The sequence below is a fragment of the Vibrio sp. Sgm 5 genome (assembly GCF_026241575.1).
Lineage (GTDB): Bacteria > Pseudomonadota > Gammaproteobacteria > Enterobacterales > Vibrionaceae > Vibrio > Vibrio jasicida.
Genome location: NZ_JAPHPY010000022.1, coordinates 1 through 12,862 on the forward strand (window position 1 = coordinate 1; position 12,862 = coordinate 12,862).

Here is a 12,862-nt window from a genome sequence, read left to right on the forward strand (position 1 = left end):
ATGAGGCGTTGTGTTCTTCGAGGGTCTTTAAGTTGTGCTTGTCCAAATTGTTCTTGTGCCCAAAGTTTAGCGTCTGAGTGTGTCATCTTAGTGTTTCAGTAAGGATTACTAAGTGATCAGATCACACACACTTGAAAGAGTTCAAAAAAAATCCCCAAGCTACAAGCTTGGGGATTTGTGTATAAGAGACAGGGTCATTGCCCGGCTTTTTGCTATTTCGATTATCGGAAAAATTAGTCCAATCCCATATCTTCAATTCGCTTAGCAATAAGACGACTACATTCTTCACGAACCACTGCACGCAACCATTCTTGAGCGGGAGAGTGTTCGCAACGTGCGTGCCAAATCATCGAATATTCAAACGGCGTGAATTGGAATGGTAATGGCTTCACTACTAAGTCATAGCGATCAGCAACCAAGTACGCTAAATCGGCAGGAACCGTAATAATAATGGGTAAAGTATCAATGATCGCCAGTGCGGCCTCTAAATGGTAGGCACGAAGCACCATTTTACGTTTTGGCTTTTCCATCAAGGCTTGTTCAATCAGCGCCTTTACCCCATCACTGATAGCAATCATTGCATGCGGGTAACTTAAGTAATCGTCTAAGCTCATCTCTTCATTCGCCAAAGGGTGTTGCTTAGAAAGCATACATAACACACCCACTCGACCAAGTACTTCACTTCGCAAAGGCTCTACTGGGCCAGTTGGACGACAAATCGCTAAGTCCGCGCCTTCATAAGTTAACTGATCAGACAAACGGTCGTGCTGCATCGGCAAAAAGTTAAATGAAACATTCGGCGCTTCTTGATAGATCCGTGGTAATGCGAAAGGCAGAATGGTCTGCATCGCATAATCCGTCGTGGCAATATTAAAAGTTTGATCACAGCTACGCGGGTCAAATTCTCGTGGAGACAGTAATTGGCGCAGTGATTCCAAAGGCTCTCCCAAAGAGCGATCGATTTCCAACGCCTTTTGCGTCGGTATTAAGTGCTGGCCTTGCCGTGTAAATAACGGATCGTCAAGCAAATCACGCAATCGACCGAGTACGCGGCTCATAGCTGATTGGCTTAAATTGAGACGCGTTGCTGCCTTGCTAACACTGCTTTCTTCGATCAACACACGTAATGCGACCAATAAATTCAGATCTCGACGATAGATGTCTTCTAATTCCACGATTTGCCACTTAACATGTAGGGGATTTAGGTAAATTGTACTCTTCAGGCAAAAAAAATCCCGCCTTTCAGCGGGGAAGCCCAAGAAAAATGGGGATAGTGTCGGAATGAAGTGTCGTTAAACTTGGTGAGCGTATATATCAATAGGTTTCGATTACAGCAAGAAGTGCTAATTTTCTTGCTCTGATGCACCTGACCATTTGTGCATCTCAATCCAAATCCCGATAATCGTTGCACTCATGCCTGCAAGAGGCATCAATGAGGTTTCAGCTGGCGTTCTAAGCACTAATGCACAAAACGAGATGAAGCATAAAACCGAATAGATGGTCAGTCTGTCTAACGCTGTTAACATCGTGTCCCCTTACCAGTTGTTACCAAATTGTTAATTTAAGGTAAATCAAAAAATTCGGTTTGCCAAGTGGTTATTGAATATTTTTTCAACGAAAGTAAAATTCACCGCTCAGTTAGTTACGAGAATCACATTATGAGCTTTAATCCTGAACTGGCGACCAAGACATTAGAGGCGGAAGGATTACGCTGCCCAGAGCCAGTGATGATGGTCAGGAAGACAATTCGAAACATGCAAGATGGTGAGGTGTTGCTGGTTAAAGCGGACGACCCATCCACAACTCGAGATATCCCGAGCTTCTGCCGATTTATGGATCACCAGTTGATTGCGGCACAAACGGAGCAGCTTCCATACCAGTACCTAATTAAGAAAGGTTTGGAATAATCTCAGCAAGATCAAAAACGGCAGCCCAATAGGCTGCCGTTTGTTTATTCATCGTATTCTAGTGTGCGAACTTCAGATTGTAGCTTGTTTAGTTGTTTCCGCATTGCACGCATTTCCTCATGCATCGGAATGATATGAGCCACCCGAATCCACGCTTCTACCGTTAAACCCGTAAGAATGAAGGACCCTGCTACAATTGGCAGCCACATATCAGTCAGCACCATTGCTAGTAAGCAAAGCGCCAAACCAAAGGTGAATAAATAACTCTGACTCTTTGGGGTCATCCCCATGTAACGTGTAAGCATACCTTTGCCCTCTCGCTATCATTCACACCATTAAATTACCATGACAAGTATGACACTAATATGTCATCCGTCACGGTCTTGAACGATTTTGAGTCAGAGTTTGAAGTAGTGTATTACTTCTCTAGTTATTGATAATTCACACCATTTTACGTGCAACAAATCAGAACAGTGCCGCTCCGATAGCTAGCGCGATAAACAGGAATGCGGTCACCTTACGAATCAGCCCTAAAGGCATCTTATCAGCCGACAATTTACCAATCAGGACCACAGGCACATTCGCCAGCAGCATACCGATCGTGGTGCCAAGAATCACCCAACTCAACGCATCTGCGTACTGCGCACCCAAGATAGAAGTCGCAATCTGAGTCTTGTCGCCAATCTCCGCAACGAAGAAAGCAATAAAGCTGGCAATAAATGGACCACGGTTGGAGATTTGCTCGTCGTCATCCAGTTTATCTGGGATCAACACCCAAGCCGCCATAGCGACAAAACTGACCACCAGCACCCATTTGAGAACTTCAGGCGAAAGATAATCGGCCACCACCACACCTAACCATGCAGCCAAAGCGTGGTTGGCAATGGTTGCCAAAAAGATTGCTGCAATAATAGGGATTGGCTTGCGGTAACGACTGGCAAGTAATAGAGATAGCAATTGGGTCTTATCGCCAATTTCTGCTAACGCTACAGTAGTAATTGAAATAGCTAAAACGCTCACGACATGCTCATTGGGGCGGGATAATTATTTTTAACCTAAGACAAATCTCACGCCCCACCCCGGTTCATGATGATTTGTCTAAGGTCTTGCTAAACTCATCGGGCTGATGAGTCTCGAACACCATGGTGATTTTGCACCAATTATGTTGACGAACGAACTGGATGAAACAGACATTTCATCGAGTAAGCTACTCCCCAAAGACAGGCGCAATTCTAGCCATGTTTCCTCATCACCTCAAGAGTGAAAGTCAGTGAAAACTCCCTTTTAGGAAAAATTCAGCAGATAAAGCGGTAAAAATCCATTAAAGGAGAAAATTGCCCACGAATTAATCAAGATTAGCTCTACTCCCATGCTCAATATCTGGGTATACTTGATTGTTAATTTATTCAACCGTAATTACTTTGAATCGCTATTGTTGAGGCAAGAAAACCCAACAAAAAAGAGACGAATTCACAAGTAATAAGAGAATCGCGCGAACCTGACTTATGCAAAAATACGATATCAAAACCTTCCAGGGAATGATCCTCGCGCTGCAGGATTATTGGGCTCAAAATGGTTGTACCATTGTTCAACCACTAGATATGGAAGTTGGTGCGGGTACCTCTCACCCAATGACCTGTCTACGAGCACTTGGCCCAGAGCCAATGTCTACAGCTTACGTACAACCTTCACGTCGTCCTACTGATGGCCGTTACGGTGAAAACCCTAACCGTCTTCAGCACTACTACCAATTCCAAGTAGCGCTAAAACCATCGCCAGACAATATCCAAGAGTTGTACCTAGGTTCTCTAGAGGTTCTTGGTGTCGACCCACTTGTTCACGACATCCGTTTCGTAGAAGACAACTGGGAAAACCCAACACTAGGCGCATGGGGTCTAGGCTGGGAAGTTTGGCTAAACGGCATGGAAGTGACTCAGTTTACTTACTTCCAGCAAGTTGGTGGTCTTGAGTGTAAGCCAGTAACCGGTGAGATCACTTACGGTATCGAGCGTCTAGCAATGTACATCCAAGAAGTAGACTCTGTTTACGACCTAGTTTGGAACATCGCACCAGACGGCAGCAAAGTGACTTACGGTGACATCTTCCACCAAAACGAAGTAGAGCAATCAACTTACAATTTCGAGCACGCAGACGTTGAATTCCTATTTGGTTTCTTCGAACAGTGTGAGAAAGAGTGTAAAGAACTGCTTGAACTTGAAAAGCCACTGCCACTACCTGCTTACGAGCGCATTCTAAAAGCTGGTCACGCATTCAACCTACTAGACGCACGTAAAGCGATCTCAGTAACTGAACGCCAACGTTACATCCTACGCATCCGCAACCTGACTAAAGCAGTTGCAGAAGCATACTACGCATCGCGTGAAGCTCTTGGCTTCCCAATGTGTAAAAAAGAACAAGCGTAAGGGGTAGAGTAACATGGCAAAAGAATTTCTAATCGAGCTAGGTACAGAAGAGCTACCACCAACGCAACTTCGCACTCTAGCTGAAGCATTCGCAGCAAACTTCGAAGCAGAACTAAAAGGCGCTGAGCTTGCTCATGAAGGCGTGAAATGGTTCGCGGCACCTCGTCGTCTTGCACTTAAAGTAGCAGCACTAGCAGACAGCCAGTCTGACAAAGTTGTTGAAAAGCGTGGTCCTGCGGTTTCTGCGGCGTTTGACGCGGAAGGCAACCCAACAAAAGCGGCTCAAGGCTGGGCACGCGGTTGTGGCATCACGGTTGACCAAGCAGAGCGCATGGTTACAGACAAAGGTGAATGGCTACTGTTCAAACAAGAAGTGAAAGGTCAGCCAACGTCTGAGATCGTAGTTGAACTTGCAGCGAAAGCACTAGCAAACCTACCTATCGCAAAACCAATGCGCTGGGGTAACAAAACGACTCAATTTATCCGTCCAGTTAAGACGCTAACCATGCTAATGGGCAGCGATCTAATCGAAGGCGAGATCCTTGGTGTCGCTTCAGACCGCACTATCCGTGGTCACCGCTTCATGGGTGAGCAAGAGTTCACTATCGATTCTGCTGAGCAATACCCTGCGATCCTAGAAGAGCGCGGTAAAGTAATGGCAGATTACGAAGCGCGTAAAGCAATCATCCTAGCTGACGCACAAAAAGCGGCAGCAGCGGTTGGCGGTATCGCTGACCTAGAAGATGACCTAGTAGAAGAAGTAACGTCTCTGGTTGAATGGCCAGTGGTACTAACAGCGAAGTTTGAAGAAGAGTTCCTAAAAGTGCCTTCTGAAGCGTTGGTTTACACCATGAAAGGTGACCAAAAATACTTCCCTGTTTACGACGAAAACAAGAAGCTACTACCTAACTTCATCTTCGTATCGAACATCGAATCAAAAGAACCTCGTTACGTAATCGAAGGTAACGAGAAAGTGGTTCGCCCGCGTCTTGCTGACGCAGAATTCTTCTTCAACACAGACCGTAAGCGTCCGCTTATCGACCGTCTGCCAGAACTAGAACAAGCGATCTTCCAAAAGCAACTGGGTACGATCAAAGACAAAACAGACCGCATCACAGAGCTTGCTGGCTACATTGCTGAGCAAATCGGTGCTGACGTTGAGAAATCAAAGCGTGCTGGTCTACTAGCAAAATGTGACCTAATGACCTCAATGGTATTCGAATTCACGGATACTCAAGGTGTTATGGGTATGCACTATGCTCGCCACGACGGTGAAGCAGAAGAAGTTGCAGTAGCACTGAACGAGCAATACATGCCTCGTTTCGCAGGTGATGAACTGCCATCTAACGGCGTTTCAACTGCAGTTGCAATGGCAGACAAGCTAGACACTATCGTAGGTATCTTCGGTATTGGTCAAGCACCTAAAGGCAGCGATCCATTCGCACTACGCCGCGCATCTCTAGGTGTACTACGTATCATCGTTGAATACGGCTACAACCTAGATCTTGTTGACCTAGTAGCGAAAGCGAAGTCACTGTTTGGCGATCGCCTAACCAACGACAACGTTGAGCAAGACGTTATCGAGTTCATGCTTGGTCGTTTCCGTGCTTGGTACCAAGACGAAGGCTTCAGCGTAGACATCATTCAAGCGGTTCTAGCGCGTCGCCCGACGAAACCAGCAGACTTCGACCAACGAGTTAAAGCGGTTTCTCACTTCCGTGAACTAGAAGCAGCAGAGTCTCTAGCAGCAGCGAACAAACGTGTAGGTAACATCCTAGCGAAATTCGACGGCGAACTAGCAGCAGACATCGACCTAGCACTTCTACAAGAAGACGCAGAGAAAGCACTAGCAGAAAGCGTTGAAGTAATGACGGAAGCGCTAGAGCCAGCATTTGCTACAGGTAACTACCAAGAAGCCCTAAGCAAGCTAGCTGACCTACGTGAACCAGTTGATGCGTTCTTTGATAACGTAATGGTAATGGCAGACGACGAAGCACTTAAGAAGAACCGTCTGACACTACTGAACAACCTGCGTAACCTGTTCCTACAGATCGCAGACATTTCTTTGCTTCAAAAGTAATTCATTACTCTTAGAAGTGATTAAGAAATAAGTAAAAGGGAAGCAGATGCTTCCCTTTTTTGTTGCCTTCAAACCGATGAAGGTGACGCTTATTATTCATTTTGTGAACAAGACGAAAATTTGTAGGGTGAGACGCGTTTAACTTGTTGGTGTAGAGCTCGGATTGTAGAGGCACAGTTTTGCTATAACTGGACTGTTTATTCGGGGGAAGGACACAATGAAAAAAACAATTCTCGCACTCTCTATCGGTCTACTGAGCGCCTGCAGCCAGATTCCAGAAAATGCCATCGTATTAAGCGTTGGTGATGACACCGCTGTTTTTGAAGAAAACTCACAGGGCTTACTTGTCGCCGAGCAAAAACTCGAAAAAGGCAGTTATAGCTTTACCATTGCTGACAGCAAGCAAAGCTGTGGCAGTAGCTTTGCCCTAGCAGAAGAAGATCGCATCAAGTTCAATCGTCCATTAAAAATGGATAACTGCGCCACTGATGCACAAATGCCGCTGCGCATCTTCAAAGCCAATACCTATCAATTTACGCTCAATCCAACCACCAATGAGCTGACGGTAAAAATCAAACCAAAACAGAGTCAGGACATCACCTACTCTTGCCCTGTCGCAACTGACGCGCCAAAAACCATCAACGTTACTCAAACCTTTAATGATGGCACTGTCGTTCGTGATGCCTTAACCGGACAAGAAGCCACAGTCGCCAATGGCAGCGTCACCATGCAGCCGGGTCCTATGAGCCAAGGTCTATTGCTGCTAGAAGAAGTCGATCAGCAAGCCGATAAACCTTTCAGCTGGGATAACGCGACGGTGTACTTCGTTATGACCGACCGCTTCTACAATGGCAACCCAGACAACGACAACAGCTACGGTCGCAGCAAAGATGGAAAATACGAGATTGGCACCTTCCACGGTGGTGACTTAGCGGGTCTGACGAAAAAACTCGATTACATCGAATCACTTGGTGTCAATGCTATCTGGATAACCTCACCACTGGAACAAATCCACGGCTGGGTTGGTGGCGGCGATAAAGGCGACTTTAAGCACTATGGCTACCACGGCTACTATCACCAAGATTGGACCAAGCTTGATGCCAACATGGGGACCGAAGATGAACTCAGAACCTTCGTCGATACCGCTCATAAGAAAGGCATTCGCGTGATTTGGGATGTCGTCATGAACCACACAGGTTATGCGACATTAGCAGACATGCAGGAATTCGGATTTGGTCAGCTTTACCTTGATGACCAAGAAGCCAAAGAAATCCTCGGTGAAAAATGGACCGACTGGCAGCCAAAATCAGGACAAAGCTGGCATAGCTTCAACGACTACATCAAATACGGTGATAGCGAAGCGTGGGATAAATGGTGGGGCAAAGATTGGATCCGCACCGACATTGGCGACTACGATGCTCCGGGCTACAACGACATCACCATGTCTTTGAACTACCTACCGGATCTCAAAACCGAATCGAATCAGAAAACCGGACTACCAAACTTCTTCCGCAATAAAGACACCAATGCGCAAGATGAGCTACAAACCCCACGTGAACACCTGATTACCTGGTTGTCCGATTGGGTACGTGACTACGGCATTGACGGCTTCCGTGTCGACACGGCCAAACACGTTGAAATGGAAGCGTGGGCAGAGCTGAAAGCCAGCACCACTCAAGCGCTTGCTCAATGGAAGCAAAACAACCCGGACAAAGCCTTGGATGATCTACCTTTCTGGATGACGGGTGAAGTGTGGGCACACAGCGTAGTGAAGAGCCCGTATTTCGATAACGGCTTCGATTCCATCATTAACTTCGAGTTCCAATCTGACGTAGCGCCAAAAGCACTGAAGTGTTTCGCTCAACTTGATAATGATTACCGCCGCTATGCAGAGCGCATCAATACCGATCCTGAGTTCAACGTGTTGAGCTACCTGTCTTCACACGATACACAGCTGTTCTGGTCAGCTCGCAGCCGCAGCTTTGATGACCAAGCACGTGCAGCAAATGCTCTGATGCTGGCTCCCGGTGCAGTACAGATCTATTACGGTGATGAGATCGCCCGTGATTTTGGCATTACTGGTTCAGATGCTCACCAAGGCACACGCTCAGATATGCCATGGGATAAGATTCATGGCGAACGTGAAGATCTACTGCAACATTGGCAAAGGTTGGGCGAATTCCGTAAACGCCACCCAGCGGTTGCTCAAGGTAAGCACATCACTCGCAACCAAGAAGGTTACTACGCATTCGAACGTCAATACCAAGACGATAAGGTGCTGATTGTTTACACCGGTGAGTAACTTGCTCAGCAACAAGAATGTGGTGAATTAACAAGGTTTAAAGGGAGGCATCGCTTCCCTTTTTTTTGTTGAATGCTAAGGTTAATCCAATTATGAAATCCATTGATTAGGTTGTTCATGTTAGTCGTACTGGTCGAAGACAACGAAATTCTCAATCACCATTTAGCTTCGCAGCTCAAAGATCGTGGCAATACGGTATATGCCGATAAAACCGCATCCGCTTGCTTGCAAACCATTCAAAAACACCCCAATGCAGATGCCATGATCATTGACCTTGGCTTGCCAGACTTTGATGGGATTACATTAATAAAACAGATCCGCCGCAAAGAGATTAATGTACCGATCTTAATATTGACCGCTCGTGGAGATTGGCAAGATAAAGTGGAGGGGCTGAACTCTGGTGCTGATGACTACCTCACCAAACCATTTCAGTTTGAAGAATTAATGGCTCGCTTAGAAGCACTTGTCCGTCGTTATCAAGGCTTCTCCACCAACACCATAAATGCAGGTGAGGTAACGTTAGATACTCAGGCGAAAAGCATAAGCTATGCAGACAACGTACTGGATCTCACCGCGTTGGAATATCAAATCTTTGAGTATCTAATCCGTCACCGCCAAAAAGTCATATCCAAAGAGCAGATTGCTGACTCACTCTACGATGCCGGAGAAAGCGTACAACTGAACAATATCGAAGTGATCATCTCGCGTCTGCGTAAAAAACTTGCTGTACATACTGATGACAAAATCATTAGTACCATCCGTGGCCAAGGCTATCGCTTTGAGCTAGAGGCAAAGTAGTCAATGAGAAGGTTGTATCGAACTCGCTTTCGTCGAAACATTTTTGCTAGCGCAATTTTGCTTGTTCTGAGCTCATTATTGGTATCAAGTTGGTTCTACTACAACTACAAAAAGCATCAATTGATCGAGCGATACTCGGCTGAGATTCTGTTCGATGTACCTCCCACCATAAACAAAATCGTTTCTTCAAACATTTTCCCCCCACTTTCTGAGTGGGAGCGAGTTTACACTGAGCGCCAAACCACAACTCAGGTAATCATGTGTGATCAAAGCAACCAACAGTTGTGGACATCGATTGATATAGAAAAGCGCAACCAGCGATTAGAAGCCCTTGGTATTACACCACCCAAAATAGATAACTTCTGCGAGGATCTGAACTATCCAATAAACTCGATTCAGCTCGTTGAGAAACCGAGTGGTGCAGCCTTCGTTGTGCACACAATTAAACTTCACGAATCAGAATACAACCCAAATGGTCGGCTTATTTTCACCAAGCGGGTAGAAGATGAAGTAGCCCCACTCAAGCAATTAAAATACCACGTCGCTTTCGGATTACTTGGTGCTTTCATCATACTAAGCGGACTCATTATTCTTATCTACAAAGCCAGCTTTGCTCCAATATCTCGTCTAGAGAAGGAGCTTGAAAACATCAAGCATGGCAAACAAGAAAGGCTCGAACGGGATTATCCTGAAGATCTGACTTCAATTACTCAAGCTCTCAATGAATTGATGTTCCAGCAAAAAGAAAACGAGCAGCGCTATCGCCGAGCATTAAACGATCTCGCACATAGTTTGAAAACACGAGTCGCAGTATCCCAAGCCCTATTGGATGATATTGAAGAAGGCAAAATTCATGATATCAACCAACAGTTATTAGAAATGGATGATGTGATTCAAGGCCAACTTAAGCGAGCATCATTGGGTGTGAAAGGGATTGTAGAGAATACCACTCCAATCAAACCTATCCTCAACAGCCTCCTGCTGATGTTTGATAAAGTCCACATGGATAAGGGTATTCGCGTCGAACAGTTTATCAATAATGATCAGACTCTGCCGATGAGTAAAGCGGATGTGATGGAAGTGTTTGGCAACATCTTGGAGAACGCGTACCGCTATGCCAATAAGCGTATCGATGTGTTCATCAACAATACCGAAGAAGGCATTATCATTACCTTTAACAACGATGGTCCCGCCGTGGATGAGTCGATAAGCGACACTTTATTTAAACGCGGTGTGCGTGCTGATGAGCAAAACCCAGGAACAGGATTAGGTTTGGCGTTGTGTGATGAGATTGTACACAGCTACAAAGGTGCTATTTGGTTTGAAACACCAAGCGACCCATCCATGGGTGCAAGCTTAAAGATACTATTACCTTACCGTTAGCCTTGCGTTGGCAAGCTAATATCAACACGGCGATTTAACTCGCGCCCGTGAGTATTTGCATTACTGCTCACTGGGTGCGTTTCGCCATCAGAGCGTGAAGTGGACACCACTTCATCATACCCTTCAAGATATTGACCCACAGCGTTCGCACGCTTTAAGCCAAGCGTTAGGTTATACCCATTCCTCCCCTTCGCATCCGTATTGCCAACCACCAACAATGAAGATTGAGGTCGTTGTTTCAGTTGCTGATTCAACTCAGTGAGAATGAACTTCGATTGAGCATTTAAACTCGCTTTATCAAACTCAAACAGCACTCGGGCAGCAAACTCGCCCTGCTTATTCTCTGTTAGTTGTGCACGGCTCAATAGGTAGGTCGCGCAGGATTTATCAATACCAGCCTGCTCCAATTGAGACAATAACATGGGTTCAAGAGCACTCTGTTCATCATTAACGGTAATCTGCATAAACGGACCTTGATGGTATTTCACTTCCGTTTGATGCCCAAAAGACACCGATTCTTGATACTGATTCTGCCCTTGCTGGCAATAGTAATACAGCGCTTGATTAGTGTTATCTTGTGCAAATGATGGCACAGATAAGCTCACGGCTAATGCCAGAATTAACTTGTTCATTGTATTGCTCTCTACAAGGTTAGGTGACCGACTTCTTCGGTAATCAGCGATAAGATTTGATTCAATATGTCGTCGGTATTTTCTGCTTTGTAGACGTTGTCCGCCCCAACACAATTACGTAAGCCCACATTGGCATTCAATTCATAATCAAAACCAATCACCGACATACTGGCACTCATCTGTTCGCCCTCTGGTGTTTTCATGCCTTGGCTCACGCCATTAATGACCTCTATCGAATCACTGGCTCCATCTGCCGTCACTTTTCCACCATTAATCATATTGAGGATGTTGGTACACATACCTTTTTCAACAAGCTTTGGTGTTTGTTCAGCATAATGATTCCAATCTTCACCATCGGATAGAATAATAATTAGTTGCTTTGGCCTTTTTGCTAGCTGAGTAACAATCTGCCCAGCTCTGATGATTCCCTGTAGCGAAGCAGTACCGCCGTTGGCCTTAAAGCCTCTAACGTCCTTTACAAATCCATCAAACTTATCTGTATAGAAAATGTCATAAAATTCAGCCTCGTCGTCTCCATTAGGTACTCGTTTAGCTGCTCCTTTGACTTTAAATTGTTGTTCTATCGTTTTGTTAAAGTTAACCACGTCATCCTTATCGTATTCACCCATTTTGGTAGTGATACGCTGATCTCGAATAATCAGTTTGTTGTTATTACCAGTATTGATCGTTCGACGGTTGTACCCTGTGATTGCGACTCTATGTGTTTGTTCTGGGTTTAACGCATTGTATTGCTCTAATTCATCGGTTACTTTTTCGATGATGTCTTTCAGATCTTCGATTTTGGTTTTCTTACCACCACTCCAGTTTTCATTCATCGAGCCAGAAAAATCAACGATAAAGGTAATGTCGACAGGCTGACCTTGATAACGTCGTGCTTTGGAGCTTCCAGTAACATCGAACGTTTCACCAAAACCAACAATCACACCCTGTCCAGGAAACCAAGATTTGTGACGAGTTCGCCCCACAACACGATACTCAAAATAACGCGCTTGCCCCTTTGATAACCCAGCTTGGCAATCCGGTATCTCATCACAAGACAAACGCTGCACGCTTAGGTTCTCAATACCTTCAACGTCATACACATAGTGCTCAATGTAGTTCTGCGCCAACGTGTGATTTTCTGAATCTTCTGCAGAAACCGCCAGCACCGCTGCTTCTGCCGCCTCTTCTAAACGGGCTTTAGTCTGTAATGCCCTCGCTCCATCGGAGCCCAACATGAAGACACCAAAAAGGATGGGAATGATCATGGCGAATAACATGCCGACATGACCGCTTTGTTTTTTCAAACTAGAGTATCTTTGAATACTATGTGGCAT

The 12,862-nt window shown here is 45.5% G+C and carries 12 protein-coding genes; 6 read left to right on the forward strand and 6 right to left on the reverse strand.

Features of this window, described 5'->3' with window-relative positions; genetic code table 11:
* Nucleotides 1–233: 233 nt before the first annotated feature.
* Nucleotides 234–1,175: a LysR family transcriptional regulator gene (locus tag OQJ86_RS13460; RefSeq protein WP_038870249.1), complete on the reverse strand. Its 942-nt coding sequence runs from the start codon at nucleotides 1,173–1,175 to the stop codon at nucleotides 234–236.
* Nucleotides 1,176–1,343: 168 nt separating this feature from the next.
* Complete coding sequence (locus OQJ86_RS13465; protein ID WP_005458692.1) at nucleotides 1,344–1,526, reverse strand: hypothetical protein; 183 nt, start codon at nucleotides 1,524–1,526, stop codon at nucleotides 1,344–1,346.
* A 132-nt stretch (nucleotides 1,527–1,658) separates the two neighbouring features.
* On the opposite strand from OQJ86_RS13465, the gene tusA reads away from it, so the two are divergent.
* Nucleotides 1,659–1,907, forward strand: a complete 249-nt coding sequence (tusA, locus tag OQJ86_RS13470; RefSeq protein ID WP_005426051.1) for a sulfurtransferase TusA — start codon at nucleotides 1,659–1,661, stop codon at nucleotides 1,905–1,907.
* Nucleotides 1,908–1,951: 44 nt separating this feature from the next.
* On the opposite strand, the gene OQJ86_RS13475 is transcribed toward tusA, so the two are convergent.
* Together OQJ86_RS13475 and OQJ86_RS13480 are read right to left on the reverse strand one after the other, a co-directional pair.
* On the reverse strand, nucleotides 1,952–2,212 hold the full coding sequence (locus tag OQJ86_RS13475; protein ID WP_009708061.1) for a hypothetical protein: 261 nt from the start codon (nucleotides 2,210–2,212) through the stop codon (nucleotides 1,952–1,954).
* 160 nt (nucleotides 2,213–2,372) lie between these two features.
* Nucleotides 2,373–2,927: a TMEM165/GDT1 family protein gene (locus OQJ86_RS13480; RefSeq protein WP_010444803.1), complete on the reverse strand. Its 555-nt coding sequence runs from the start codon at nucleotides 2,925–2,927 to the stop codon at nucleotides 2,373–2,375.
* 485 nt (nucleotides 2,928–3,412) lie between these two features.
* Here OQJ86_RS13480 and glyQ point away from each other — a divergent pair, with 485 nt between their 5' ends.
* From glyQ to OQJ86_RS13505, 5 genes are all read left to right on the forward strand, one after another.
* Entirely contained in the window at nucleotides 3,413–4,330 is a 918-nt protein-coding gene (gene glyQ, locus OQJ86_RS13485) for a glycine--tRNA ligase subunit alpha (protein ID WP_005440855.1), read from the forward strand.
* A gap of 13 nt (nucleotides 4,331–4,343) precedes the next feature.
* Nucleotides 4,344–6,410, forward strand: a complete 2,067-nt coding sequence (gene glyS, locus OQJ86_RS13490; RefSeq protein WP_005378875.1) for a glycine--tRNA ligase subunit beta — start codon at nucleotides 4,344–4,346, stop codon at nucleotides 6,408–6,410.
* A gap of 217 nt (nucleotides 6,411–6,627) precedes the next feature.
* Nucleotides 6,628–8,712 (forward strand): alpha-amylase, encoded by a 2,085-nt coding sequence (locus tag OQJ86_RS13495; protein ID WP_265988084.1) that lies wholly within the window; start codon nucleotides 6,628–6,630, stop codon nucleotides 8,710–8,712.
* Nucleotides 8,713–8,829: 117 nt separating this feature from the next.
* Nucleotides 8,830–9,510 carry a response regulator transcription factor gene (locus tag OQJ86_RS13500; protein ID WP_265988085.1) on the forward strand — a complete coding sequence of 227 codons (681 nt, stop codon included), beginning with the start codon at nucleotides 8,830–8,832 and terminating at the stop codon, nucleotides 9,508–9,510.
* 3 nt (nucleotides 9,511–9,513) lie between these two features.
* The gene (locus OQJ86_RS13505) at nucleotides 9,514–10,893 is read left to right on the forward strand and encodes an ATP-binding protein (RefSeq protein ID WP_265988086.1); all 1,380 of its coding nucleotides are present in this window, start codon (nucleotides 9,514–9,516) and stop codon (nucleotides 10,891–10,893) included.
* Here OQJ86_RS13505 and OQJ86_RS13510 read toward each other — a convergent pair.
* Together OQJ86_RS13510 and OQJ86_RS13515 are read right to left on the reverse strand one after the other, a co-directional pair.
* Nucleotides 10,890–11,525, reverse strand: a complete 636-nt coding sequence (locus tag OQJ86_RS13510) for an OmpA family protein (RefSeq protein ID WP_265988087.1) — start codon at nucleotides 11,523–11,525, stop codon at nucleotides 10,890–10,892. The genes OQJ86_RS13505 and OQJ86_RS13510 overlap by 4 nt on opposite strands.
* Before the next feature lie 11 nt (nucleotides 11,526–11,536).
* Entirely contained in the window at nucleotides 11,537–12,862 is a 1,326-nt protein-coding gene (locus tag OQJ86_RS13515) for a pilus assembly protein TadG-related protein (protein ID WP_265988088.1), read from the reverse strand.

What these genes read in the sequence shown, in the direction of transcription:
- OQJ86_RS13515 (WP_265988088.1), bottom strand. Translation starts at nt 12,862, where the DNA reads ATGCCACATAGTATTCAAAGATACTCTAGTTTGAAAAAACAAAGCGGT.
- tusA (WP_005426051.1), top strand. Translation starts at nt 1,659, where the DNA reads ATGAGCTTTAATCCTGAACTGGCGACCAAGACATTAGAGGCGGAAGGA.
- OQJ86_RS13495 (WP_265988084.1), top strand. Translation starts at nt 6,628, where the DNA reads ATGAAAAAAACAATTCTCGCACTCTCTATCGGTCTACTGAGCGCCTGC.
- glyQ (WP_005440855.1), top strand. Translation starts at nt 3,413, where the DNA reads ATGCAAAAATACGATATCAAAACCTTCCAGGGAATGATCCTCGCGCTG.
- OQJ86_RS13500 (WP_265988085.1), top strand. Translation starts at nt 8,830, where the DNA reads ATGTTAGTCGTACTGGTCGAAGACAACGAAATTCTCAATCACCATTTA.
- OQJ86_RS13505 (WP_265988086.1), top strand. Translation starts at nt 9,514, where the DNA reads ATGAGAAGGTTGTATCGAACTCGCTTTCGTCGAAACATTTTTGCTAGC.
- glyS (WP_005378875.1), top strand. Translation starts at nt 4,344, where the DNA reads ATGGCAAAAGAATTTCTAATCGAGCTAGGTACAGAAGAGCTACCACCA.
- OQJ86_RS13510 (WP_265988087.1), bottom strand. Translation starts at nt 11,525, where the DNA reads ATGAACAAGTTAATTCTGGCATTAGCCGTGAGCTTATCTGTGCCATCA.
- OQJ86_RS13475 (WP_009708061.1), bottom strand. Translation starts at nt 2,212, where the DNA reads ATGCTTACACGTTACATGGGGATGACCCCAAAGAGTCAGAGTTATTTA.
- OQJ86_RS13465 (WP_005458692.1), bottom strand. Translation starts at nt 1,526, where the DNA reads ATGTTAACAGCGTTAGACAGACTGACCATCTATTCGGTTTTATGCTTC.